This is a genomic window from Mucilaginibacter sp. P5_A4 (assembly GCF_056400605.1).
The window spans coordinates 20594-44987 of sequence record NZ_JBFUKX010000042.1 but is presented as its reverse complement, the minus strand read 5'-3'; the positions used below and the strand labels follow the sequence as shown (position 1 = coordinate 44987).

Here is a 24394-nt window from a genome sequence, read left to right as displayed (position 1 = left end):
TAGCACGGCATGATCCCGGATATGAATAAAATTTATAATAACAAGAAACCCCTGCTTGTTGCATTAAGCCTGTGCCTGTTACTTATAGTAACAGGCAACAGCGCTGGTGCCCAGCAGCAGGCCTTCAGTTATACGCAGTACATGGATAACCTAACGCCGTTTAACCCGGCCTATTCGCTTTTAGATAAAGTAGGCTCAATTTATACCCTGGCACGCAAGCAATGGGTAGGGATAGACGGGGCGCCGGTAACCTACCTGATCAACGGGAACCTGCCTATCGAATCGATTGATGGTGCAGCAGGACTAATCGTATTTAATAACCAGTTGGCCATTGAACATCAAACCGAAGTAAATGCCTATTTTGCAAAAGGGGTTCAGTTAAATTCAGAGAGTTATTTAGCGGTGTCGATCAATGCGGGTGTACGGAGCTATGCAGCCAATTACTCTACATTGGATTCTTCAGATCCAACCTTCAGGAATGATGTTAGGGGAACCAAGCCCAATATTGGCTTTGGCGTAATCTATTATACCGGTTGGTACTACCTGGGAATCTCGGCACCCGAGCTTACCATAACCAGTTTGGGAACCGCATCTGTACAAAACAATTCCAATTTCAGGAGCCATTATTACTTTTCGGGGGCATTGCTTGCCAATATCAACGAGGATATCAAATTTAAACCGGCAACATTGGTTGCCTACGCAAAAGGAGTGCCGCTTATTGCGGATATATCTGGTACATTGTATATAAAAGAGACCCTGGGGCTTGGCATCAACTACCGTACCGATAAGACCATGGCGGGGATTCTTACATTAAACATGAATGCCTTTCACATCGGTTACAGCTACCAATTAGGTACCTCATCAGCCAACCTCGGCGGCTTTAATAATGCTACTCATGAGATATCACTGAGCTACCGGTTTGGTAGGATAACCACTACTCCAATACTCTGAATAAAACTAATTCTTCCACGATCTGCCCCATAGACAGATCACGATAGAGAATGCGAATGATACTATACGTATTCCATGAGTATCTGGAAAGAAATTACTCGTCTTAGTTAATATAAAAGCTATACACTTTACATGACAACCATTAAAAGAATAATTCGCCTTTCGCTTTCCCCGGTTATTTCACTTTGCTTTTTTATTATAATCACCCCAGTTCGGGCAGAGAAAATTCAAAATCAGCTTAAAGCTTATCCGGCACCAACCGGAGCGGTTCAAAACAACGATTTCACCGTTCAAGTCCGTCAACCAGGTGGAAAATGGCAGGACCTTCCCGAATATCTTATTAAAGTTGACCGGGTTGTTGGCACGACTCACCAGGAGCAAAATTCCTCCCTGGCATATTTTGACTTTGCTGGTGATGTGGAGGTATCAGTTACCTATAATAAAGGAGCCATTAATGCGGCAAAAATAAGACCGTTGTCGTATGATATTAAACATCAGTTAAAGGGGCATACTATCTTTTTCAAACTATCAAAACCTGCAAATCTCTCGGTTGAAGTGAACGGTGATATCTTTCATAATTTGCAGTTGTTTGCCAATTGCGTGGAAGACTTCGTTCCCGACCCGAAGGATCCTGACGTGATTTATTATGGTCCGGGGATACATGAAGTTGCAGGCGGAGAATTAATGGTCACCTCTGGAAAAACGCTCTATCTGGCCGGAGGTGCGATTCTGAAAGGAAGGATTTTGATTCAGCATTCGTCGGATGTGAAGGTTTTAGGAAGAGGGATCATCGAGCAAGCGCCGTCCAGGGGCGTAAGAATAGCCTTTTCTAAAAATGTGACGATTGATGGGATTATTTGTTCACAATGTTTTACCGGGGGCTCGGAAAATGTGATCATTCGAAACGTAAAGGCAATCAGTTACTATAAATGGGGCGATGGCATGAATGTGATATCCAGTAATAATGTATTGTTTGATGGCGTATTTAATCGGAACTCCGACGATTGTACTACCGTGTATGGTACTCGTGGTGAATTTACCGGAGGCTGTAGCAACATTACTATGCAAAATTCGACTTTATGGGCCGACGTCGCTCATCCTATCCTGGTAGGAACACACGGCAACACGCCCAATCCGGACGTCCTGGAGCGACTCAATTATATAAATATCGACATCCTTGATCATATGGAAACGCAGTATGATTACCAGGGCTGTTTAAGCCTAAATGCAGGAGACAGTAACCTCATCCGAAATGTGCGCTTTGAGAATATCCGAATAGAAAATTTCCGGCATGGACAACTCGTGAATTTACGCGTTTTTTTCAATAGGAAATATTGCACCTCGCCGGGTCGGGGAATTGAGAATATAGTATTCAAAAACATCAGCTATAATGGTAACAATGCATTGACATCGATTATTGCGGGGTACGATGATCAGCATAAAGTAAAAAACATTTATTTTGTAAACCTCATGATCAACGGGAAAGTGATCAGCGATCACATGCCTGGTAAGCCGGGATGGTATAAAACTTCCGATATGGCAGGCTTTTTCGTAGGAGAACATGTAGAAAATATTTCATTTACCACCAACAGTCAATAACCCTAAAGTTGTTTGCCGCATTTTCCTAATTTTAACTACGAACGCGCCTCAATTATGAGGCGCATTCGTTGCAAAGAGATTTATTAGCTGCTTTAACGGACGTACATACTCGTATTCTTGGGGATTCCGGTCATTAAACCGACTTTGGATGGTGTAATTCCACTTTTTCGGCTCTTTAAGAGGTGGGGCAAGATTCAATTTTCAAAAAACAAGGAGTCCCCAATAGGCCTCAAACCACTTATAATTGATGCCAAGAAAAAATTTCTGTTTTAAATCAGATAAACTAAAGCTATAATATATCGTTTATTTAGGTATATTAAAATTTATGCCTTCAGAAACCTATTTTAAATTCCGTGACCGCTTTGAGCTATTTCCTCATCGTTACGATATCAGCTGGCCGATATTTACAGACAGGATTTTCGGTTTAAATTTCTTTGTAGATAAGATCTATAAAATTAGGGAAGATGAGTATGCTCCGTTTTACAGTCACCAATTAAATCACTACCTGGAAGAGAACGCTGGCCAGGAAGAGGCTTTTTTTAAGGTAACTATATACCAGTTGGGACAAAGAAAAATTTTTAAATTAACTGAATTATAGGTATATTTAAGACATTATGCCCCCGTTGACAGCTTTGTGCGTGGCCACGTTGCAAAGAAATAGGGGGCATTGTTCATTTGAACTTTTTAGCAAAATGAAAGGTCAATGAGTGTATCATGGCAGACAATTCTCTTATTGAATCCTCTGTATAATCTGTTTTTGCTATATCGTCTTTAAACATAACCAATCGTATTACATCGTCAGGAGCTACACCTAAAAAAACATCATTATCAATTATTCGATGTGCTAAAATATTTCTCTGCTCCATCGCTTTAAAAATATCAGCTTTCATGTGCTTGCCGAATGCATTATAACTGTCATACCATTGTTTGTCATTATTTTGGGCAATTTGTACAAAAATATCGAGCTTTGATTTAAATCCTATTCTTTCATCACCTAATATTAGTATTTGCATTTGATTTATTTTGTCATTGTTTTGACCACAAAAAAACTTTGCTATATACATATTTAGTAAAAGTTCCATATTTGCAAAGTCGTTTAATATTTGTCCTCTAAAACGAATGGATTTGTCAACTTTCTGCTTATAGTTATTTGCCATAGGCTATAAACCTACAAATATATTATTAAATAAATTAGGTAGTTATTGGGACAAATGTTATCTTTGTATAACAAAACGATAAAGCAATGACAACTAACTTTAAAAACCTTATCCAACTACTTGATTTCTTCAAAGATGAAGCAACATGTATTAACTACCTTGCTGTTTCTCGTTGGGGTGCTGAAGTTGCTTGCCCTCATTGCGGTAATGTTGGTGCTTATACTACTAACAGGGGTTACAAATGCAAAGCAAAAGAATGTCATAAGAAATTTACCGTTACCACTGGCACCGTGTTTGAAAACACTAAAATAGAATTGCGTTACTGGTTTGCTGCGATTTACTTAGCCACAGCCCATAAAAAAGGAATTTCATCTTTACAGCTATCACGTGATTTAAATATCACTCAAAAAACAGCATGGTTTTTATTACACCGTATACGCTTAATGTTGACTAACAATGCACCTCAAATGTTAGAGGGAGGTGTTGAGGTTGACGAAACATTTGTAGGTGGCAAAAACAAAAACCGCCATGCTAACAAAAAGATTGAAGGATCACAAGGCAGAAGCGCAGCAGACAAAACTCCGGTTGTGGGTATCGCTGAAAAGAATGTTTACACAATAGTAGAACGCCCACACAAGCTAATTGCAGGCCGTACAGTTAAAGAGAAAGTATACACAAAATATTCAACTGTAACCTTACAGGTTGTTGAAAATACAGAGGCCGCAACATTGCAACCGATCATGTTMAAAAACGTTAAGGCTGATAGCAAAATAGTAACCGATGCTTACAAGTCATATTGTGGATTAGTTAACAACTATGACCACGTAGCTATTAAGCACACAGAGGGCAATTACATCACAGTTGGCGAAGATCACACCAATACTATTGAGGGCTTTTGGTCATTGCTTAAACGGGGCATAATCGGAATCTATCATCAAGTCAGCCCGAAACATTTACACCGCTATTGCCATGAATTTGGCTATCGCTATAACGCCCGCGTTGTTAAAGATGTTATTAGATTTGAAGATTCAATCAAAAACATAAATGGCAAGCGTTTAACTTACAAACAACTAATCGCAGAATAATGGCAAAGGAAAAAAAAGAAAAAACACCGAAACCCAGGGCCGAAAAGTACGAAACCAAACTCGCTATAAATGGCGGGTTTGATGACGTTATTAAAGCTTCTTTTTTAGGTAAACCACCTGTAAAACAAGACAAGTAGAATCGAAACTTTATTTTTTTATAAAGTACTTTTGTTTTCAAAGTAAATTTTATACCTTTAATAGGCTTCATTTAAGTGGCCTATTAAAGGTATATTAACCATGATATTAGATTTGAAAATAACATTAGAGGGGCTTTTAGCTGTTATAGACAGTAATTCTATTCCTGAAATAACAAGAAAAGAAGCATTAAAATCAATTAATCATGCATTGGGCGTACCTAAGGCCGATAGCGGATCAACTCAAAATCATAAAAATCCTGAGATACAAACATCCCGGTAACCTTATTAATATACCTAACAAAATACACGTTAGTATAGTCAGTGCTTTTTGATAAAATAACCATTTGTTTATGTGGTTCTAAAGAACTGGCGACCATATCGCCGGATTTAAATGTTTCTTCCATGTTGGTTTAGTTTTTTCCTAAACTACGAAAATAAAAAGGTTGTCCCAACTGGTATATAGTTACCTTTTTTAATGATGTTTATGATATTATAAACAACAGGATCAAGTACTATAAAGGCCTTAAGCCATCAGGTAGCGCCTATGCCAAAGGATTGATTTTTACAGCTAAACTGGAAGTGTTTCTGGCATTCCTTAAAACCATTGATCAGTGGCATAAAACACAACCGTTGGAATCGGTCATCACCGATAAAAATAAACTGATCGACCAGTTAAAGACAAGAATAAAAGAACTGGAAAGCCAAATAAAAGAGTCCACTAAATACGAAGCCGGTGAAAAGATCGTGATTAGTAAAGGAGGCCTGCCGGTGTTTATAGATTTGGTTAATCAGATCAGAACATTGATCCTGCCCAATGATAACAAACTCGTCAATAGCCAAACAGAAAGCCCCTGGTATAAACTGATCGCCAAGAACTTTGTACATGGTGATAAACCCATCTCCATCGATACCGCCCACAACTATTTTCCCGCTGATAAAGATAATCCGCCGCCGAAATACACGATCATCTCTGAAAAAGACAAGCTCTTCAAAATTATTCAAAAGACTAAGAAATAGGCTTTTGTCTTTTCATTCGTGACCAAACGCCTCCAATGGTCATTCATTTTGCTGTTTTAGCCCTCACTTTTGAACCATTGTATTCAGTGGCTGGCATTTTATTGTTCTACTGAACAGGTTTAATAAAGAAAGGAGGGCATTGCCATGCGAAACTAAGCAAGATGTAATAAACAAAAATTGGGGGTCACCCTATCAAAGTCCCCAAGCAATAAAATAGGGCTTGCCCAAATTTGGGCAAGAATTATTCACAAAAAAAATATATTAAAATGACAGCAATTGAATTGATCACTAAGGAGGATTTAAGGGAGTTTAAAGGGGAGTTATTGAAGGAGATCAAACAACTGATGCAGCCGGGACAGGGGCAATCTAAGAAATGGCTGAAGAGCGTCGAAGTGCGGAAGCTATTGGGCATCTCGCCCGGCACACTTCAAAACCTTCGAATTAATGGAACACTGCGTTTTACCAAAGTAGGCAGTATCATGTACTACAAGCTGGAAGACATCAACAAGATCCTGGAGGGTGAGGGCAAATGAAGTTGCAAAAGGAAATTGTTAAAGAACTGGCAGGGTATGCCAGTCTCGTTAAGCGAATGGAGAAAGATAACCGGCTGCTGCCAACCCATCTAAGTTTGTTCACGGGTTTGTTTGTTTGCTGGCAGCGGGCTGGTTTTGTAAGCCCATTCAGTGTGACCCGGAAAACGCTCATGGCGTTTTCCAAGGTCGCATCCATCGCAACGTATCACAAGTGTATCAAAGAACTCGACGAATATGGTTATATCCGTTACCGACCGTCTTACCATCCCAGACTCGGCAGCCAGGTTTACTGGCCTGCCGGTTGGGAAGTGTAGCCTGATACTTTGTATCGGTATATATGTATACCGGGCTATACGGATAGCTGCATATCGGAATAACTGGTTATTCCGATATATGGTTAGACAGATATCCAGCTATATAAAATCCGGTGCAGCCAGGGGCTGCACCGGTAATGATTTGCTTCGCAAATCAGGAAGAAGAGCGGCGGTCGCTTCGCGAAAGCGAAGTGAGCGAGCGGGAGTCAGGTTACACCTGACTCTTCCGCTCGCCCTGCGGGGCCAGCACGGTTTTTAGTATACCAGAGGTATACTTTACCCCTTAGGAATAGCCATAAGGGCCGTTTTTCGTATACTTTACAGTATACCGTGGTTTTAGTGATTAATTACCGTTAATGAGAAAAGAAAAGTCGGAATTTCATGTACAAACAGTCAGACCAAAATATAAAAACGATACGGTTCCCGGTAACAGCCGATAACAAGCTGCAAAAAATGGCTGAAAAATGTGGCCTGACCAAGATTGAATTTTTTATTGCGATGGTAGATTATTTCTATAAGAGCAAGAAAGACCCTCGGGACCTGAACGATGAACTGTTAAAAAAAGAACTGGTTAAACGCAGCGATAATATTATCGGGTTTATCAGGACAATGGAAGATCAGTTATTACAGCCCTTGGTTAAATCATTTGAGGGGATGACCAATTCACAGATCAGCATCGTTAACTTTTTTAATCAGCATATCATTGCCCATAATAAGGATCAAAAGGCCGCCTATGCGGACCAGCAATCCACGCTGAACAGCATACAGACTTCGGTTAAGAACATCGAAAAGGCGCAGTACACCAAAGATGTCACCAAACGAAATTGTCTTGAAATTTTAGAATATTATATTCAGCACCGGGAAGCTATGGGGATGATGACCAAACAGGCCGATAAGGACAGCCTGATCCAAAATGTCCGGCAACAAATAAAGAACCTATAAAACAACTGCCATGCACATTAATATCAGCAAGAGCGAAACGGGCAATAATAAAGGCAGCAGCGGGCAGCTGGTCAGTTACCTTGAAAAAGAGAACCGGCAGCTTTATGAACAAAACCCGCAACTGGAACCGGAATACTGGTTTAACCAGGAAAGTCAACGAATTCAGCCTTACCAGGTACGTTATGATATTGACCACAATACCGACCGGCTATCCAAAGATGAGGCTAAGTTTTTCCTGGTCAATATCAGCCCGAGCGAAAACGAGCTGTTATTTCTTAAAGAGGAATTTGGCGAGAAAGGTGCCAGGCAGCAATTAAAGCAATATGCTAACCAGGTCATGAATGAATATGCCCGAAACTTTAAAAAGGATAAGGTGCAGGGCAATAGAGATATATTATACTTTGGCAAGCTGGAAAATCACCGTTATTATACCCATAAGGATGAAGAAATCAAACAGGGGCTCGTAAAACGGGGCGAACAAAAACCGGGTGAGCAAATGCACATACAGGTCATTGTCAGCAGGAAAGATATCACCGACAGCATCCGCTTAAGCCCCATGAACAATTCCCGGGGCAAGAATGCGGCACACAGCCTTAAAGTCGGGCAGTTTGACCGGGTGGCTTTCAAGCAGGCTGCCGAACGGACATTTGATCGGGTGTTTGATTATGACCGGGAACTCAAAGAAACTTTTGTCTATGCCAATACTTTAAAGCATGGCGACTACGAACAGAAATTAGAATTAAAGCAGCTGGAAAAACAGGAGCAGGAGCAAAAGCGGCAGGAAAAGCTGGAATTGGAAAGGGCGTTAAAACTACAGCAGGAACAACAAAACAGGGGGCGGAGCAACGGTTTAAAGATGGGCGGCTGGTGAATAGATCGGGAACAAATGCTCGGCTAAGGGCGCTGGGCAATTGATATTACAGACAGGGGAATTTGGCCTTGCAGCTGCGGCAGGTGGTTGTATTTCACCACGGGCTGCGCTCCGGGTTTCATTCCGCCATCAGCCTCGCTGTAGCACGTGCAGGAGTGTATTCGTTCCTCATACACACCTGCCTTTCCCCGGCGCGCAGTTGTCGGTTAGTCACAGCACCGCAGTCACAAAATTAGCTCACGCAGGAAAACGGTAAAGGGTATATGAACGGGGCAGGGGTGTTTTGTTTTTTTATTGGATTGCCCCGCCCTTGACCGTTTCCCTGCTTTAAGCTCCGGTTGTTTAAGCGGTGCAATGACTGGGTGTGTGTTGTAAATTCAGGATGGCCTAAAGTCCATTCGACTGCTGAAGTAATTCTACTTTTTCTCTTTCGCTGGCAAGAAGTTGCTCATAAAGCTTTTTATTTTCGTCATAAATCTCAATGAGCTTATCAATTGGGTTAAAAGTGCATTATATGACCTGAACTCGAACCACCATGATAGGTGTTTCCTATTATATGAACATTGCTTCTTATAATTTACAGTATACCTATAAGTTGTCAGGTTTAAAGCCAATTCTTGTTCGTTTTTGTGAGACAGCATCAGCTGCCATATGATCAAGATACTTAAAAACAATTTCCATATTTTGATCCTGCTCATTCAGTCTCGATTTAATTATTTCAATGTCAAGCTTTAATTGCGAATGATCCAAGAGTATCTGACGAATACGTGTAAATATTCGAATGATCTGTATGTTTACGTTTATTGCCTTTTCACTGTTTAAAATGCTGGATAACATGGCTACACCCTGTTCTGTAAAGCAAAATGGAGCATAACGGAGCCCCATAATATCTGAATTGGAGGTCACAAATTGTGACCTCCAATCTGAAAACTCTTCAGTCGTCATTTCAAACATAAAATCCTCCGGGAACCTGCTTATGTTACGTTTCACTGATTGTTTTAAAACTTTTGTGGCTACGTTATAAAGATCTGCCAGATCCCTATCAAGCATTACTTTTTGACCTCGTATGTGATAAATCTTCTTTAAAATATATTCTTCTGTTATTATTAAATTTTCCATTTGTTCGATGCTTTTTTGATTATTGAAGTACTGTTTAATTAGCAAGCTCTTTTTATAAGGGTTTCAATTATTAAACTCTCTGGCTACGTTTGGTAATTAGTTGGTTTATATCATCACTTACTTTGTTATCAGTTAGTTTCGCATAATGTTGCGTCTGTTTAATCGATGAATGCCCTAATATTTTTGAAACGGTTTCTATAGGTACTCCATGACTTAGCGTAACCGTAGTAGCAAAAGTATGCCTGGCGATATGAAATGTAAGTGGTTTTTCAATATTGCAAGAGTCTGCTATTTCTTTCAGGTAGGAGTTCATCTTTTGATTGCTTAAAACGGGCAGAAGCAATCCGCTTACAATGCATTTTGGATGTCCTTTATATTTTTCAACGATTGCTAATGCCTCAGGCATTAGGGGCATTCTGGTCGGAGTGCCGGTTTTCTGCCGGTTTGTAAATATCCAGAGATTTTTATCGATGCCGATGTTAAGTTCGTCAGATCGCAGTTTTTGGACGTCAGCATACGAAAGGCCTGTGTAGCAACTGAAAATGAAAATATCCCTCACATTTTGTAATCGTTCATTTTTGAAATTTTTAATAGTGATCGCGTTTAACTCATGTTCGGTTAACGCTAATCGTTGCACCGGTTTTTTAGTGAATTTGAAATTTGCAAAAGGATCTGACAGCAGCCATTTATTTTTAACGCAGATTAAAACGATCTTTTTGAAATTTGACAGGTATTTCATTGTCGAATTATGATTGCATTTTTGAATGCCTTTTAGCCAGAAATCAAATTCTGTTATCGTTTCATGGTCCAGTTTTTTGATATCAAGGTCCTCTGTGCCATATTTCCATTTTAGGAAGCACTTTGTATGCTCCAGGGTTGTTGTATATCGTTTAATGGTATTGTGTGCAAATTCAGTCCCTTCAAGCGCTTTAAGTTGCTGGTTATGTTTAGTGAACACCTCAATGATTGTTCTTTTTTCTTCATCTGTACTGGTAAGGTTTCTTTTTATGGAATCGGAAGTTAATTCCTTATCGGCTTCTATCAACCGGCGTTTAGCCTGGTAAACTTGCTGGGCAAGCGCATCCAGGAAATGGTTTAATTCTTTCGTGGTTTCTTTACTACCGGTAGATCGCCCTGTTTTTGCATTCCAGGCGGAGGTGTGACATTTTCTCTTAGTAGATAGTTCACTGGCCTTGCCATCAACTGTAATTCTTACGTAAATAGGGTAGGAGCCGTTTAGACTGTTTTTAGGTTTGCGCATAAAGAACATTAACCCGAAGCTTTTTTCCAACATAATCATTCAATAAAAAGGTTAAACAAATGTCGATTTTGACGGCTTTATTATCAAGATGTTTAGTTATTGAACATCTTGATATACAGTTGTTTGTAAGGTTTTCGTTGAACGATTTTGATTGCTCTTGCGAGTTCAACGAATCGTTCAACTAAAACATGCGATTGAATGAATCTTTTGGAGGGGTTTTTAAATAGAAAAGCCCCTAAATCATTGATTTAAGGGCTTTTTGAAGCACTTTGCCTGTGCTTTTGTACTCAGAGCGGGAATCGAACCCGCACTCCGTTTACGGGAACAGGATTTTAAGTCCTGCGTGTCTACCAGTTCCACCATCTGAGCAGGTGAGTAACCTTTTAAAAATAAAACCCTTCTTTTGATGGAAGGGCTTTGAGCGAAAGACGAGAYTCGAACTCGCGACCCCGACCTTGGCAAGGTCGTGCTCTACCAACTGAGCTACTTTCGCATTGGTATTTTTCCTGCTTTGAGTTGCTTTGCGGTTAACCGTTTGCCTATCTCGTTTGCGGGAGTGCAAATATAGACAGAAAAGCATACTCTGCAAGGAAAATTTTCACTTTTTTTTAAATAGTTTATAAGTCGCTGGCTTTCAAAACGTCAGCAATGATGTCGGCCTCGTATCCCCGGCTCATGGCGTACTGTTGAAGTTTATACCGGCGCTTAAGTTGATTTTTTTCGGTGAGTGTGTTAGCCTTTTTATCCAATAACCTTGTTAAGGCAGCCAGATAATCATCCGAATCAATAGTTAAAAGTGCTTTTTTTATCAGTATATCGGGTACCCGCTTTAGTTTAAGGCCTTGTTTTATCTTTATCCTGCCCCAGGCTTTCTGGCTAAACTTGCCCTTTGTATAGGCTTTGGCAAAGCGGTCTTCGTTTAAAAAGTTACCTTCTATCAGCTGGCTAATTACTTGCTCAACAGCGTCGGGCCATAATCCCCATTCATAAAGCCTGTCGCGTACTTCCTGTTGCGATCGTTCCTGGTAGGCACAAAAATGTTCGGCTTTAGCCAGTGCTGCTTTAGGGTCGGTGATCTTGATTTTTTTAGGGCCATCCATCAGAAACCAAAATTCGTTAAAAAATCTTCTATTGTTAGATTAATATAAGCAAATTCGTACCATGTTTAGCAATCAATACCCCATAACCCAGGTAAAGGAAATTATTAATGCCGGTGGTAATATTGTAAAGGAATATATAATTAGTATACTGTTTACCGATAGCCGGCGGATAAATAATCCTGCCGAAGGTTTGTTTTTTGCTTTAAGCGGCAGGCGTAACGGGCATGAGTTTGTTGCCGAGGCCTATGCCGCCGGTGTGCGTAATTTTGTGGTAGAGCATGGCCCGGAGTTTAACCTGCCCGGGGCCAATTTTTTAATAGTGGCCAATCCTTTAGTCGCCTTGCAGACTTTAGCCGCTTACCATCGTAACAAGTTTAGTCTGCAGGTGATAGGCATAACCGGGAGCAACGGTAAAACTATAGTAAAAGAATGGCTTTACCAGTTGCTGGTAGCCGATAAGAATATTGTGCGCAACCCCAAAAGCTATAATTCCCAAATTGGTGTACCGCTTTCGGTATGGCAAATAACCAGCCGGAACGATCTGGGTATTTTTGAGGCAGGTATCTCTACCATTAATGAGATGGTTAAGCTGGAGGCGATTATTAAGCCCCAGGTAGGCGTACTAACCCATATTGGCACCGCGCATGATGAAGGTTTTAGTAATCTGCGGCAAAAAGTACTTGAAAAATTACAGCTGTTTAAAAACTGTGAAAAGCTTATTTATAATTACGATCAGCTGATGGATTACCAGGCTGATATTACAGCCAAAGAAACATTTACCTGGAGCCGCAAATTTAACCAGGCCGATTTGTATGTTTTTAGCGAGACCGCGATATCAAAAAACTATTATATGCGGGCTTATTACCAAAACCGGGAAATAGAATGCCTGATCCCTTTTTCCGACCAGGCATCTATAGAAAATGCCATTGTTTGCTGGGCAACTTTGTTGGCGCTGGATTATAGCGCGGTTGAAGCAGATAAGCGGATAGAGCGCCTTACCCCGGTTAGTATGCGCCTTGAGCTAAAGAACGGGGTAAACAACTGTTCGGTAATTGACGACTCCTACAATTCTGATCTGCAATCGCTCGAGATAGCGCTTAACTTCCTGGGGCAGCAAAATCAACATCAAAAAAAGACACTTATCCTGTCAGATATTTATCAGTCTGGTTTACAACAGGACGTTTTGTACCACCAGGTGGCGAATCTTATAGGTGGTAAAGAGGTTGATAAATTTATTGGAGTGGGGGAGGCGTTAATGGCCCATCAAGCCTATTTCAATATAGCAGAGCAGCACTTTTTTAAGGATACCGCAACAATGCTGCTGCAACTGAAACAACTTGATTTTAAAGAAGAAACCATCCTGATCAAGGGCTCGCGCAGTTTTGAGTTTGAGCGGATTAGCCGGGTATTGGCGCAAAAAGCCCATGAAACTGTGCTGGAGATCAACCTGAATACGCTGCTCAATAATCTTAATTTTTATAAATCTAAATTAAAACCAGGTGTAAAAGTGATGGCCATGGTGAAGGCATTCAGCTATGGCAGCGGTACTTTTGAGGTAGCCAATATGCTGCAATACAATAAGGTTGATTATTTGGCAGTGGCGTATATTGATGAGGGCGTTGCCCTGCGGCAAGCAGGTATTAACCTGCCAGTAATGGTGCTTAATCCCGAAGTTTCGGCGTTTGATAAACTCACAGAGTATAAGCTGCAACCGGTAATATATAGTTTTGGTTTGCTTGACGATTTTGTAGGATATGCCTTAGGCCGAAATATTATAAATTACCCGGTACATATCAAAATAGATACAGGGATGCACCGTCTCGGTTTCGAAAATCATGATATTGCAACCCTTTGCGATATGCTGGAAGAGAACCGCTATATCCGTATCCAGTCAGTATTTTCGCACCTGGTGGCAAGCGAAGCGGCAAAGCATGATGAATTTACCAAAACCCAGGTAAAACGCTTTGAAAAAGCTTTTAAAGAAATAGAGAAAGCGCTTAATTATAAGGTGGTTAAGCACTTATGTAATACTGCGGGCATCATTCGCTGGCCTTCTGCGCAATATGATATGGTTAGGCTGGGGATTGGTTTATACGGAATAGATTCGGCAGTGCCTGCCGCGGATAATGCCTTGCAGCCCATTGCCAGTTTAAAAACAAGTATAGCGCAGGTAAAAAAAATCAAAGGCGGAGATACCATCAGCTATGGCAGGAGCGGTAAACTGATAAAAGACGGAAAAATAGCCACCGTTCGCATTGGTTATGCCGATGGCTACCTGCGCGCATTTGGCAACGGCATAGGTAAAATGCTGGTGAAGGGCAGGTTGGTACCAACAGTTGGTAACATCACCATGGATATGTGTATGCTTGATGTAACCGGTCTTAATGTACAGGAAGGCGATGAGGTAATTATATTCGACGGGCAGCACCAGCGCATTGAGGAACTGGCAAAGCAAATAGGCACCATCCCTTACGAAATATTAACTAATGTTTCGCAACGGGTAAAAAGGGTGTACTTTTACGAGTAGAAATAATGAGGCACTTATGAACAGATTTGCGCGGGGTTTAGTCACATATTTTGCAAAGGGATTATTGGTAGTTGTGCCCATAGGTGCGGCAATTTTTTTGATGTACTGGGGAGTATCAACAATTGATAAGGCATTAAATTTAAGCGATCTGCTGGTTGATAAAGCTGGAAAACACCTGTACATTCCCGGCCTGGGTATTTTAAATGTGGTGGTTGTGATCATGGTGGCCGGCATACTGGTTACCAACGTAATTACTGATCCTATAAAACGTTGGTTCAAACGCTGGTTTAACCGTTTGCCTATTTTCGCGTTCCTGTACTCATCGATAAAAGACCTTACCGAAGCCTTTGTTGGCGAAGAAAAGAAATTTAACGAACCTGTTTTGGTTGAAATAAATGAATTTGGCCTTAAAAAAATTGGATTCCTGGTTCAAAAGGATCTTGCGGTTTTAGGTTTACCTGGCGAGGTGGCTGTATATTTTCCGTATTCCTATTCGTTTGCCGGGCAGGTGATCATTATAGATGCCAGCAAGGTAAAACCCATTGATAAAAGCGCCGCCGACATAATGAAATTCGTGATATCGGGTGGGGTAAGTGGGTTGGATTAGGCAGCTTTTACCGTTGTTGCCTTTGCGGCCGGCACTTTCTTAAAACTCCTTATCGCCAGGAATACACTGATCAGCATTAAAACCGCCCCAAGGATATATGGTGCGCCGGGAAAGTATATACTTATACCACGGTGTGTAAACAGGTGGAATACCGAACTCATCAGCAAAGGCCCGATAATGACCGCCATACTGGTTAAACTGGTTAATGAGCCTTGCAGTTCGCCCTGCTCTTTAGGGGATACTGTGCCCGTGATAAGCCCCTGTAAGGCCGGTCCGGAAATACCGCCAAGGCAGTAAGGGATCATATACAGGTACATCATCCAGCCCCGGCTTACAAAAGCGATAAGCGTTAAGCCAATGGTATAAAATAATAACCCTGCTACAATATTTTTTTCCTGCCCAAATTTGGGTATGGTCCACCTTATCAATCCACCTTGTATGGCTACCAGCACAACCCCGATAAAGATACCCAGAGTTCCGATGCTGGGTAGCGTCCAGTTAAATTTCTCTATTAAAAAAAAGGATAGCACATATTCAACAGCTTTTTGTGCCACATAAACCAATGCAAATGCCCCAACCAATCCACTAAGGGCGGGGTATTTGGTAAGGCTGCGCAATGAACTTATGGGGTTTGATTTTTTCCACTCAAACCTGCGCCTGTTTTTAAGGCTTAATGACTCCGGCAATACAAAATATCCGTAGCCGGCATTTACTAAGGCAAAAGCCGCCGCCGCCATAAAGGGGAGTTTAACATTTAGTTCGCCAAGGTATGCACCCAAACCAATACCTAAAATGAAGCCCAGACCAGATGCTGCGCCAACTAAACCAAAATTAGCCGCACGGTTTTTTCCTGTGCTGATATCGGCAATGTAGGCAGTTGCTGTTGAGGTACTTGCGCCGGTAATGCCTGCAATGGTTCGCCCAAGAAAAAGCCAGCCTATGGTAGGGGCAAAGGCCATAAAAATATAATCGATACCAAAACCAAGTAATGAGCTTAACAATATGGGCCGCCGGCCATACTGGTCGCTCAAATTACCCAATATCGACGAGAACAGAAACTGCATGGAAGCATACGTGAAGGTTAAATAACCACTATATTGGGTAGCCGTGCTTACATCCACATGCCCCAAAGTTTCCAGTAACTTAGGCATCACAGGAATAATAACTCCTAAACCAAGCACATCAATAAACAGCGTAACAAATATAAATCCCAGCGCCGCCGATTGCTTTTTTTTAGGTTTTTCAGTCATTAATTTGATAAATGAATAATCGTTATAAAAGTTTTAGAATAAGTATAATAAATTGATTCCCAAAGGGCAATTATGATATTTAGTATTAAGATGACTTCTTTTTAAAACTCCTGATAGCCAATAATGCACTCACCAGCATCAGTAAGGCACCCAATATAAATGGCGCGCCGGGCAAATAAAGGTGATTTTTAAAATTGGTAAAATAATAAAAGAGGGTAGTCATTATCCAGGGGCCAAATATAGAGCTTAAGCTCATGAGGCTGGTTAAGCCACCCTGCAATTCGCCCTGTTCATTGGGGGGTACCTGGTTGGTCATTAAACCCTGCAGGGCAGGGCCTGCAATACCGCCCAGCGCATAAGGAATCATAAACACAAACATCATCCAGCTTTGGGTAGCGAAGGCAAATAGTATCAAGCCAAAGCTATAAAATAATAAACCTGTCCAGATGCTGCGTTCCAGACCTAATTTAGGTAAAGCAATACGGATAAGCCCGCCCTGTACCAGGGCTATCATCAGGCCGACAAAACCTAATGAGTATCCAATCAAATCCTCGCTCCATTTAAATCTTTCAATGGTAAAAAATGTCCATATACTTTGAACCGATTGGGCAGCAAAGTAAAGTAGGAACAAAGAGACGGCCAGGCCGATAACCGATGGATATTTCCTTAGCTGTAATAATGACCCAAGCGGGTTAGCCCTTTTCCACTCAAACGGACGGCGATGTTCCGCCGAAAGTGATTCGGGCAGGATGAAAAAACCATAGGCCGCATTTAACAAAGCTAACCCCGCAGCAGCAAAAAACGGGTAATGAACATTCCATTTACCCAAAATTCCGCCTAATACAGGACCGATAATGAAGCCCATACCGAAGGCAACCCCAATGAGTCCGAAATTTTGAGCACGTTTTTCGGGCGTGCTGATATCTGCGATGTAGGCCGATGCCGTAGTAAAGCTTGCCCCCGTGATCCCAGCAATAGTTCGGCCTACAAATAACCAGCCTATAGACGGGGCAAAGGCGAGAAAAAGATAATCTACCCCAAAACCTAAAAGCGAGATTAGCAAAATTGGTCTGCGCCCATATTTATCACTAAGGTTTCCAATAGCGGGCGAAAACAGGAATTGCATTACAGAATAGGCCAGCAACATCAACCCCGAATACAGTGAGGCTTCGCTTAGTGAACCATGTATAAGTTTTTCTATCAGCGCGGGCATTACCGGTATAATGATGCCAAAACCAATAACATCTATCAGCATGGTAATAAAAATAAAGCCTAATGCAGCCTGTGGTTTAAGTTTGGCAGGTTGATCCATAGCCGCAAAATAACGATAAATTGTTACCGGGAGGATAATAACTTTCAGAAAAATCAGGCCCCGCAGTTAAAGAATACCTATTCTCCCGTTTCAAAATCATTGCTATTTTTTTTATGTTTGAAAAGTTTTGGCAAATCATAATGCCTTGAAATGATTAACCTTTACCTCAATACCTTTCAATGACAACAACCATTAAAAACAGGATAACATCAATTGATTTTCTTCGCGGTACCATCATGATCATCATGGCGCTTGATCATGTAAGAGATTACTTGTATTACGGCTCGTTTTTGTTTGATCCGCTCGACCTGGAAAAAACCACTGGCGCGTTATTTTTTACCCGGTGGATAACGCATTTTTGTGCACCTATATTTATGTTGCTTGCCGGTACATCGGCATTTTTAATGAGCCGGAAGAAAAGCAAAGCAGAATTGTCCGTTTTCCTTTTAAAGCGCGGCCTTTGGCTGGTGTTTCTTGAACTTGTTGTAGTAAATTTTGGCTGGAATTTTAATATCACCTTTCCCATGCTGTTGTTTATTACTATATGGGCATTGGGGATAAGCATGATCGTACTTGCAGCGTTGATTCACCTCCCCAAAAAGCTGATCCTTGCTTTTTGTATCATACTTATATTCGGTCACAATTTGTTTGATGGATTTCATGTAAACGGCAACACATTACCGGCCTTTGGCTGGTCGTTGCTGCATGAGCAGCGCCCTTTTATGTGGCACCATGAGCTTCTCTTAATCGGCTATCCTATAGTTCCGCTGGTTGCTATTATGCCCCTGGGCTATTGTCTTGGCGAGCTGTATGCCCCGGGATTTGATGTTGAGAAAAGAAAAAAGATGCTCTTTATAATGGGTGCTTCGGCCATTGTGTTGTTTATACTGCTCAGGTTTAGTAATGTATACGGCGACCCTGTAAAATGGAGTGTTCAAAAAAATGCCTTTTTTACTTTCCTGTCGTTTATTAGAGTGAATAAATATCCACCCTCGCTGTTATATGTTTTAATGACGCTTGGCGCCGCCTTTTTATTCCTGGCATTTACAGAAAAATTGCAAAATGCAGTTGTTAAAGTTGTATCGGTTTATGGCAGGGTACCTATGTTTTATTACCTTATCCATATTTATATCATTCACTTAATAGCTTTGGTCGCATCCGCGTTAACTCCCGGGCAGAACTGGAAAATCTGGATCCTTGATCAGCCAATATGGTTTACAACAAGCCTTAAAGGGTACGGGTTTTCGTTACCGGTTGCCTACTTTGTATGGTTTATTATTGTGGCCGCATTATACCCCTTCTGTAAACGTTATGATGCCTACAAACAAGCCCACAAAGAAAAATGGTGGCTAAGCTATTTGTAGCCGCTTATGGGCTAGGGCACCAAGCAAAAAGTATTGCATAAAAAATGCCGCCTTTTCTGTGGCGGCATTTTTTATGCAGATAATTTTAAAAGTTGGGTTTCAACACGTATTTGTTGTAGAAACGTGTAATGTGCTCAACAGCTTCTTCGGCCGTATCAACCACACGGTAAAGCATCAGGTCGTCGGAGTTGATGGTGTGCTGGTCGTTCAGCATTTTTTCCTCAATCCAACTAAACAGGCCTTTCCAGTAATCGATACCAACAAATATAATCGGAAACCGGGCAATTTTACCGGTTTGTATCAGCGTCATAGCTTCAAACGATTCGTCCATAGTGCCAAAACCACCAGGCAATATGATAAAGCCCTGCGAGTATTTCATAAACATTACCTTACGGATAAAGAAGTAATCAAACTCCATGATCTTATCCCTGTCGATATATTTATTGTGGAATTGCTCAAAAGGCAGCTCGATATTTAAACCTACCGATTTACCCCCGTTTTCATAAGCGCCTTTATTAGCGGCTTCCATAATACCGGGGCCGCCGCCCGATATTACGCCATAGCCATGCTCGGTTAGCAGGCGGGCGGTTTCTTCGGCCAGTTTGTAGTACTTATTGTCGTTATGGGTACGTGCCGATCCGAATATAGATACACAAGGGCCAATTTTTGCCAGTTTTTCAAAGCCGTCAACAAATTCGGCCATTATTTTAAATATCTGCCAGGAATCGGTAACCTTAATTTCCTGCCAGTTTTTGTTCTCAAATGCTTGTCTTATTTTATCGTCTCCGGTCATATCGTTTGTTTTGTAGTCCTTGTAGTCCGAAAGTCGGGAAAGTCCGAAAGTCCGGAAGTTGTTTAATTCAATGATAATGCATTATTATTACTTATAAGCTGTGTGTCTTAAATACTTTCAGACTTTCGGACTTTCCGTCTTCCGGTCTTTCGGACTCGAGCTCAGCAATAAGCCGACAAATGTAATTAATCCGTTTACAATGATAAGCTCATTGCTAAAAACATATCCGCCTAAAAGTGTTTTTGATTCGGCGTTTAAAAAGTAACAGATGGCAGGCGATGCCATGCAAATAAATGGTACCAGTTTATCMTTAACCTGCCTGTTACCCACAAATAACCCGAAGGAGTAAAGCCCTAATAATGGCCCGTAAGTATAGGAGGCTACAGCGAATATGGCGCTCACCACAGCCTCGTTGTTTATGGCATTAAATATAATGATGGTTAAAAACATGAGCCCCGAGAAGGCGATATGTACCGTATGCCTGGTACCAACCTTCTTTTTGCTGTTCAAATCCTGGCTTTTGTTAAAGCCTAAAAAATCAACACAAAATGAAGTGGTGAGCGCCGTTAGGGCCGAATCGGTTGTGGCAAATGTAGCGGCTGTAAGCCCAAGCATGAAAACCATGGCCGGCACAATACCCAAGTATTGCAGGGCGATGGTAGGGTACAGGTAATCGGTTTTATCTACATGAATGGCGTATTTGTTGGCATACAGCCAAAGCAAAGCGCCCACGCTTAAAAAGAAGATATTGATCACCACAAACACCGCCGTAAAGCTGAACATGTTTTTCTGTGCTTCTTTTATGTTTTTAAGGCTGAGGTTTTTCTGCATCAGGTCCTGGTCAAGCCCCGTCATGCCCACGGTGATAAACAATCCCCCTAAAAACGCTTTGGTAAAATGGAATTTACTGCTCAAAAAGTCATTAAAGAAAAATAATTTAGAGTAGCTGCTGTTTTTGATGGCATCGGCAGCTTCAAAAATGTTCATGTGCAGGCTGTCGCAAATAAAGTAGATGGATAAAAACACCGACAGCACCAGGAAAAAGGTTTGCAAACTATCGGTAATGATAATCGTTTTTAATCCCCCTTTAAAGGTGTACGACCAGATAAGCGCCAAACAAATGAGCACCGTTACGGCGAAAGGAATATGATAACTATCAAAAATGAATTTCTGCAATACAATTACCACCAAATAAAGCCTGAAAGCTGAACCAATAACGCGGCTGATGAGGAAGATGCCGGCAGCGGTTTTATAGCTCCAGGTGCCTAACGCGCCCTCAATGTAACTATAAATAGAGGTAAGCTTTAGCCTGTAGTAAAGGGGGAGCAATACCGTGGCGATGATAATAAAGCCCGCGGCATTACCCAGCACAAACTGGAAATACGAGAACTGATCGCCGGATGGGGCGCCTACTTTGCCCGGTACCGAAATAAAAGTTACCCCACTCAAGGCTGTACCTATCATCCCGAAGGCAACCAGGTACCATTTAGAATTACGGTTGGCCACAAAAAAGGTATCATTATCTGATGCCTTGCGCGATGTTAGCCACGAGATAACCAGTAATACCGCAAAATAACCGATGATAAAAGAAAGTAATACTCCGGGAGACATATGTTTTATTTATTCCGAAAAAGCCAAAGTCAGGCAATCCGGGTTGTTTTTTTTAAAGGTGCTTATAATATGCAAAATACACAAGTAGGAGTAGATGATTGGGGAGAAATTGTGATTCTTGAATGAAGGGTTCAGTAGAACAATTAAAAAATATCATTATAAGTACCTGATAGGTACGCAATGACGACTTGTTATATTTTTTCTATATTGAGCCTTCAACCGCTAAATATTTATCATGATCCGTAACATCCTACTGGTTACTTACCGCAATCTGGTTAGAAATAAAGTTTATGCCTTTATTAATATAACGGGTTTGGCGCTGGGCATGGCAGCGTTTATATTGATTTATGCCTATGTGAATTTCGAGAAAAGTTTTGACAGGCAACACCCGGATGCCGCCAATATTTACCGTGTTGAAAGCCAGTTTTACAAGGTCGATAATTTAACCGATAGCTGGCCAACCAGTACCAATGGCTACGCCCCCGCCATGAAGGCCAACTTTCCCGAAATTGCATCATATACCCGCATTAACTGGAACAACTCAGAGCGGGTTGTAAAATTTAACAACATCAAGTTTCGCGAACAGCATGTTTGCTTTGCCGATAGTAATTTCTTCAGTTTTTTTGCATACCCTTTATTAAACGGCGATAGGTTAACAGCGCTTACCCAAATTAATTCGGTAGTTATCTCCGAGTCGGCAGCCAAAAAGTATTTTGGCAATGCCGATGCCATGGGCAGGGTTATAGATATAAGCACCCTTGATAATACCCTGCATTGTATGGTTACAGGTGTGTTTAGGGATCTGCCTGTAAACTCAACCATGCGGTTCAGCATGCTGGTATCATGGGCCAATACCTCTGAATTTGCCAAAAACTTTTGGTATCAGCATGAAAGCTACACTTTTGTGAAACTGAAACCAGGTGCCAATATACCGGCGTTGGAAGCAAAGTTCCCGGCGCTGGCCGAGCGTTATAAAACCGGCCCGTCTTTAAAAGAATTGAAATGGGCCATCCATTTGGTGCCGCTAATACAGGTTCATTTAAACCCCGCAAAACCATACGAAATAGAAGCAAAAGGCAACCGTTTTGCTGTCGGCTTTTTAAGCATCATAGCGTATGTTATCCTGTTGATAGCTTGTATCAATTATATCAACCTGGCAACCACCAAATCGGTCGACCGGGCCCGTGAGGTTGGCATCCGTAAAGTAAGCGGCGCCCATGCATCCCAATTAATCACTCAGTTTCTTACCGAATCGTTAATTATTAATCTTGCTGCACTATTTATTGCAATTATCCTGGTGATAGTTGCCCGCTATAGCTTAGTACATTATTTGTACAGTGAAGGCAGCTATGGCTTACTATTCAACAACGCGTTGTATTTAAAAATAGCAGCGGTGTTTGCGGGCAGCATTTTGCTTTCGGGCATTTACCCAGCCACTGTTTTAGCAAGAATGAAACCCATAGCTGTGCTTAAAGGCCGGTTTGCATTCTCTAAAAGCGGCGTGTTGTTACGCAGGGGAATGGTAGCCTTCCAGTTTATGGCATCAGTGCTGCTTATAGCAGGCACATTTGCGGTTTACAGGCAAATTGTTTATATGAGCACACAAAATATCGGGGTAAATATCAACCAGACTATCGTTATAAAAGCACCTGTAAATACACCAGATTACGGGCAAAAAATAGTTGCTTTTAAAAATACATTACTGGGCTTTGCAGGGGTGAAGGCTGTAACCATGTCGGGAGCTGTACCGGGCAAAGAAGTGGGCATGTTTTTAGCCAACAGGCGTTTTGGAGCGCCAAAATCGGAGGAACGTACTTACGAAATGCTTAAGGTTGATCATGATTTTATGCGGGCTTATAATATGCAGTTGGCAGCAGGCAGAGCTTTTGATAAAAGCCGCCCGGCTGATTCAACCGGTGTGGTGATGAATGAGTCGGCAGTGAGACAGTTCGGTTTTGCATCGGCAGAGGAGGCCGTTGGTCAGAAAGTGTGGATTGAAACCATTGATAACCATCCCGAAGAAATTATTGGGGTGATAAAAGATTATCACCAGCAATCGCTGCAACAAAAATATACCCCGCTTGTACTTTTCATGGACCCGGCCCTGTCATGGATCCCCGCAAACTATTTCTCCATAAAAGTAAGCCAGGGCAACATGCCCCAAATGGTTGATAATATTAAAAACACCTTGAACAATACTTTCCCCGAATCATCATTTGATTTCTTTTTCCTGGATGACTTTTATAACCGCCAGTACCGGCAGGATATTCAATTTGGCCATTTGTTTACATTGTTCTCTTCATTGGCCATATTTATTGCCTGTATAGGCCTGTTTGGTTTAACTGCCTATTCTGCCGCCCGTCGTACCAGGGAAATAGGAGTGCGTAAGGTTTTGGGGGCATCGGTACAAAATATTATATCCCTGCTCACCTGGGATGTGGTAAAACTTATCCTTATATCAAGTTTAATTGCCGTCCCACTGGCTTACCTGTTCATTAATCAATGGTTAAACGGTTATGCTTTCAGGGTTAAGCTTACCTGGTGGCAATTTGTACTGCCTGCATTTGCATTGGTTATAATAGCGGTGGCTACTACATTTTACTTAACTTTTAAGGCGGCGCTAACTAATCCTGCTACAACATTGAGGAATGAGTAAAGACCTCATCCAACCCTTTTTTAAGGTGAGGTTTTTGATTTGCATGTTTATTTTAACTTTAATTTTGGGGATTTTTTAGAATCCGTTTTTTCGTGAAGCATATGCCAAAAAAGCTGAATGTTTTGGCCATTTTCTGTTAATTTTTTACCTGTAAACCTTATTTCTTTGTATTGCCAATGTAATGCTTT

23 protein-coding genes and 2 tRNA genes are annotated in these 24394 nt (G+C 41.4%); 15 read left to right on the top strand and 10 right to left on the bottom strand.

Features of this window, described 5'->3' with window-relative positions; genetic code table 11:
• Window positions 1–21 precede the first annotated feature (21 nt).
• The 3 genes from AC1DQW_RS21080 to AC1DQW_RS21070 all read left to right on the top strand — a co-directional run bounded on the left by AC1DQW_RS21080 (window position 22) and on the right by AC1DQW_RS21070 (window position 3148).
• Window positions 22–951 carry a PorP/SprF family type IX secretion system membrane protein gene (locus tag AC1DQW_RS21080; protein WP_477455864.1) on the top strand — a complete coding sequence of 310 codons (930 nt, stop codon included), beginning with the start codon at window positions 22–24 and terminating at the stop codon, window positions 949–951.
• 132 nt (window positions 952–1083) lie between these two features.
• Window positions 1084–2550 carry a glycosyl hydrolase family 28 protein gene (locus AC1DQW_RS21075; protein ID WP_477455863.1) on the top strand — a complete coding sequence of 489 codons (1467 nt, stop codon included), beginning with the start codon at window positions 1084–1086 and terminating at the stop codon, window positions 2548–2550.
• A 325-nt stretch (window positions 2551–2875) separates the two neighbouring features.
• Window positions 2876–3148 carry a hypothetical protein gene (locus tag AC1DQW_RS21070; RefSeq protein ID WP_477455862.1) on the top strand — a complete coding sequence of 91 codons (273 nt, stop codon included), beginning with the start codon at window positions 2876–2878 and terminating at the stop codon, window positions 3146–3148.
• A gap of 73 nt (window positions 3149–3221) precedes the next feature.
• Here AC1DQW_RS21070 and AC1DQW_RS21065 read toward each other — a convergent pair whose 3' ends face one another.
• Window positions 3222–3707, bottom strand: coding sequence for a hypothetical protein (locus AC1DQW_RS21065; protein WP_477455861.1), 486 nt, complete (start codon window positions 3705–3707; stop codon window positions 3222–3224).
• Between the two features lie 86 nt (window positions 3708–3793).
• On the opposite strand from AC1DQW_RS21065, the gene AC1DQW_RS21060 reads away from it, so the two are divergent.
• From AC1DQW_RS21060 to AC1DQW_RS21025, 8 genes are all read left to right on the top strand, one after another.
• Window positions 3794–4792 carry an IS1595 family transposase gene (locus AC1DQW_RS21060; RefSeq protein ID WP_477455860.1) on the top strand — a complete coding sequence of 333 codons (999 nt, stop codon included), beginning with the start codon at window positions 3794–3796 and terminating at the stop codon, window positions 4790–4792.
• A complete protein-coding gene (locus tag AC1DQW_RS21055) occupies window positions 4792–4929 on the top strand; it encodes a hypothetical protein (RefSeq protein WP_477455859.1) in 138 nt (45 codons plus the stop codon). The genes AC1DQW_RS21060 and AC1DQW_RS21055 overlap by 1 nt, the downstream gene beginning before the upstream one ends.
• Window positions 4930–5029: 100 nt before the next feature.
• Window positions 5030–5209: a hypothetical protein gene (locus AC1DQW_RS21050; protein WP_477455858.1), complete on the top strand. Its 180-nt coding sequence runs from the start codon at window positions 5030–5032 to the stop codon at window positions 5207–5209.
• Between the two features lie 275 nt (window positions 5210–5484).
• Window positions 5485–5946: a hypothetical protein gene (locus tag AC1DQW_RS21045; RefSeq protein WP_477455857.1), complete on the top strand. Its 462-nt coding sequence runs from the start codon at window positions 5485–5487 to the stop codon at window positions 5944–5946.
• A gap of 266 nt (window positions 5947–6212) precedes the next feature.
• A complete protein-coding gene (locus AC1DQW_RS21040) occupies window positions 6213–6479 on the top strand; it encodes a helix-turn-helix domain-containing protein (RefSeq protein WP_477388706.1) in 267 nt (88 codons plus the stop codon).
• Window positions 6476–6793, top strand: coding sequence for a hypothetical protein (locus AC1DQW_RS21035; protein WP_477455856.1), 318 nt, complete (start codon window positions 6476–6478; stop codon window positions 6791–6793). The genes AC1DQW_RS21040 and AC1DQW_RS21035 overlap by 4 nt, the downstream gene beginning before the upstream one ends.
• Window positions 6794–7174: 381 nt before the next feature.
• Window positions 7175–7735, top strand: a complete 561-nt coding sequence (locus AC1DQW_RS21030) for a BfmA/BtgA family mobilization protein (RefSeq protein WP_477455855.1) — start codon at window positions 7175–7177, stop codon at window positions 7733–7735.
• A gap of 10 nt (window positions 7736–7745) precedes the next feature.
• Complete coding sequence (locus tag AC1DQW_RS21025; protein ID WP_477455854.1) at window positions 7746–8606, top strand: DUF5712 family protein; 861 nt, start codon at window positions 7746–7748, stop codon at window positions 8604–8606.
• 588 nt (window positions 8607–9194) lie between these two features.
• Here the strand turns inward: AC1DQW_RS21025 and AC1DQW_RS21020 are convergent.
• From AC1DQW_RS21020 to AC1DQW_RS21000, 5 genes are all read right to left on the bottom strand, one after another.
• Window positions 9195–9725, bottom strand: a complete 531-nt coding sequence (locus AC1DQW_RS21020) for an ORF6N domain-containing protein (RefSeq protein ID WP_477455853.1) — start codon at window positions 9723–9725, stop codon at window positions 9195–9197.
• A 70-nt stretch (window positions 9726–9795) separates the two neighbouring features.
• Entirely contained in the window at window positions 9796–11019 is a 1224-nt protein-coding gene (locus tag AC1DQW_RS21015; RefSeq protein ID WP_477455852.1) for a site-specific integrase, read from the bottom strand.
• Window positions 11020–11270: 251 nt separating this feature from the next.
• A tRNA-Leu gene (locus AC1DQW_RS21010) sits at window positions 11271–11355 on the bottom strand.
• A gap of 51 nt (window positions 11356–11406) precedes the next feature.
• Window positions 11407–11479 (bottom strand) — tRNA-Gly (locus AC1DQW_RS21005).
• A 124-nt stretch (window positions 11480–11603) separates the two neighbouring features.
• Window positions 11604–12086 carry a regulatory protein RecX gene (locus AC1DQW_RS21000; protein WP_477415394.1) on the bottom strand — a complete coding sequence of 161 codons (483 nt, stop codon included), beginning with the start codon at window positions 12084–12086 and terminating at the stop codon, window positions 11604–11606.
• Between the two features lie 61 nt (window positions 12087–12147).
• On the opposite strand from AC1DQW_RS21000, the gene AC1DQW_RS20995 reads away from it, so the two are divergent.
• Window positions 12148–14613, top strand: a complete 2466-nt coding sequence (locus AC1DQW_RS20995) for a bifunctional UDP-N-acetylmuramoyl-tripeptide:D-alanyl-D-alanine ligase/alanine racemase (protein ID WP_477455851.1) — start codon at window positions 12148–12150, stop codon at window positions 14611–14613.
• A gap of 16 nt (window positions 14614–14629) precedes the next feature.
• A complete protein-coding gene (locus AC1DQW_RS20990) occupies window positions 14630–15220 on the top strand; it encodes a DUF502 domain-containing protein (protein WP_477455850.1) in 591 nt (196 codons plus the stop codon).
• Here the strand turns inward: AC1DQW_RS20990 and AC1DQW_RS20985 are convergent.
• Both AC1DQW_RS20985 and AC1DQW_RS20980 read right to left on the bottom strand, forming a co-directional pair.
• Window positions 15217–16470 (bottom strand): TCR/Tet family MFS transporter, encoded by a 1254-nt coding sequence (locus AC1DQW_RS20985; RefSeq protein WP_477455849.1) that lies wholly within the window; start codon window positions 16468–16470, stop codon window positions 15217–15219. The two genes, AC1DQW_RS20990 and AC1DQW_RS20985, sit on opposite strands and share 4 nt — an antisense overlap.
• Window positions 16471–16555: 85 nt before the next feature.
• A complete protein-coding gene (locus tag AC1DQW_RS20980) occupies window positions 16556–17782 on the bottom strand; it encodes a TCR/Tet family MFS transporter (RefSeq protein ID WP_477455848.1) in 1227 nt (408 codons plus the stop codon).
• 179 nt (window positions 17783–17961) lie between these two features.
• Here AC1DQW_RS20980 and AC1DQW_RS20975 point away from each other — a divergent pair, with 179 nt between their 5' ends.
• Window positions 17962–19146, top strand: a complete 1185-nt coding sequence (locus tag AC1DQW_RS20975) for an acetyltransferase domain-containing protein (RefSeq protein WP_477455847.1) — start codon at window positions 17962–17964, stop codon at window positions 19144–19146.
• Between the two features lie 85 nt (window positions 19147–19231).
• On the opposite strand, the gene AC1DQW_RS20970 is transcribed toward AC1DQW_RS20975, so the two are convergent.
• On the bottom strand, window positions 19232–19939 hold the full coding sequence (locus tag AC1DQW_RS20970) for an LOG family protein (protein WP_477407003.1): 708 nt from the start codon (window positions 19937–19939) through the stop codon (window positions 19232–19234).
• A gap of 117 nt (window positions 19940–20056) precedes the next feature.
• Window positions 20057–21550 (bottom strand): sodium:solute symporter, encoded by a 1494-nt coding sequence (locus AC1DQW_RS20965; protein ID WP_477455846.1) that lies wholly within the window; start codon window positions 21548–21550, stop codon window positions 20057–20059.
• Window positions 21551–21785: 235 nt separating this feature from the next.
• Here AC1DQW_RS20965 and AC1DQW_RS20960 point away from each other — a divergent pair, with 235 nt between their 5' ends.
• The gene (locus tag AC1DQW_RS20960; RefSeq protein ID WP_477455845.1) at window positions 21786–24206 is read left to right on the top strand and encodes an ABC transporter permease; all 2421 of its coding nucleotides are present in this window, start codon (window positions 21786–21788) and stop codon (window positions 24204–24206) included.
• Window positions 24207–24394: the final 188 nt, after the last annotated feature.

What these genes read in the sequence shown, in the direction of transcription:
- AC1DQW_RS21050 (WP_477455858.1), top strand. Translation starts at nt 5,030, where the DNA reads ATGATATTAGATTTGAAAATAACATTAGAGGGGCTTTTAGCTGTTATA.
- AC1DQW_RS20980 (WP_477455848.1), bottom strand. Translation starts at nt 17,782, where the DNA reads ATGGATCAACCTGCCAAACTTAAACCACAGGCTGCATTAGGCTTTATT.
- AC1DQW_RS21080 (WP_477455864.1), top strand. Translation starts at nt 22, where the DNA reads ATGAATAAAATTTATAATAACAAGAAACCCCTGCTTGTTGCATTAAGC.
- AC1DQW_RS21070 (WP_477455862.1), top strand. Translation starts at nt 2,876, where the DNA reads ATGCCTTCAGAAACCTATTTTAAATTCCGTGACCGCTTTGAGCTATTT.
- AC1DQW_RS20985 (WP_477455849.1), bottom strand. Translation starts at nt 16,470, where the DNA reads ATGACTGAAAAACCTAAAAAAAAGCAATCGGCGGCGCTGGGATTTATA.
- AC1DQW_RS20970 (WP_477407003.1), bottom strand. Translation starts at nt 19,939, where the DNA reads ATGACCGGAGACGATAAAATAAGACAAGCATTTGAGAACAAAAACTGG.
- AC1DQW_RS21015 (WP_477455852.1), bottom strand. Translation starts at nt 11,019, where the DNA reads ATGTTGGAAAAAAGCTTCGGGTTAATGTTCTTTATGCGCAAACCTAAA.
- AC1DQW_RS21030 (WP_477455855.1), top strand. Translation starts at nt 7,175, where the DNA reads ATGTACAAACAGTCAGACCAAAATATAAAAACGATACGGTTCCCGGTA.
- AC1DQW_RS21000 (WP_477415394.1), bottom strand. Translation starts at nt 12,086, where the DNA reads ATGGATGGCCCTAAAAAAATCAAGATCACCGACCCTAAAGCAGCACTG.
- AC1DQW_RS21035 (WP_477455856.1), top strand. Translation starts at nt 6,476, where the DNA reads ATGAAGTTGCAAAAGGAAATTGTTAAAGAACTGGCAGGGTATGCCAGT.
- AC1DQW_RS20960 (WP_477455845.1), top strand. Translation starts at nt 21,786, where the DNA reads ATGATCCGTAACATCCTACTGGTTACTTACCGCAATCTGGTTAGAAAT.
- AC1DQW_RS21075 (WP_477455863.1), top strand. Translation starts at nt 1,084, where the DNA reads ATGACAACCATTAAAAGAATAATTCGCCTTTCGCTTTCCCCGGTTATT.
- AC1DQW_RS21025 (WP_477455854.1), top strand. Translation starts at nt 7,746, where the DNA reads ATGCACATTAATATCAGCAAGAGCGAAACGGGCAATAATAAAGGCAGC.
- AC1DQW_RS21065 (WP_477455861.1), bottom strand. Translation starts at nt 3,707, where the DNA reads ATGGCAAATAACTATAAGCAGAAAGTTGACAAATCCATTCGTTTTAGA.
- AC1DQW_RS20975 (WP_477455847.1), top strand. Translation starts at nt 17,962, where the DNA reads ATGACAACAACCATTAAAAACAGGATAACATCAATTGATTTTCTTCGC.
- AC1DQW_RS21040 (WP_477388706.1), top strand. Translation starts at nt 6,213, where the DNA reads ATGACAGCAATTGAATTGATCACTAAGGAGGATTTAAGGGAGTTTAAA.
- AC1DQW_RS21055 (WP_477455859.1), top strand. Translation starts at nt 4,792, where the DNA reads ATGGCAAAGGAAAAAAAAGAAAAAACACCGAAACCCAGGGCCGAAAAG.
- AC1DQW_RS21020 (WP_477455853.1), bottom strand. Translation starts at nt 9,725, where the DNA reads ATGGAAAATTTAATAATAACAGAAGAATATATTTTAAAGAAGATTTAT.
- AC1DQW_RS20990 (WP_477455850.1), top strand. Translation starts at nt 14,630, where the DNA reads ATGAACAGATTTGCGCGGGGTTTAGTCACATATTTTGCAAAGGGATTA.
- AC1DQW_RS20995 (WP_477455851.1), top strand. Translation starts at nt 12,148, where the DNA reads ATGTTTAGCAATCAATACCCCATAACCCAGGTAAAGGAAATTATTAAT.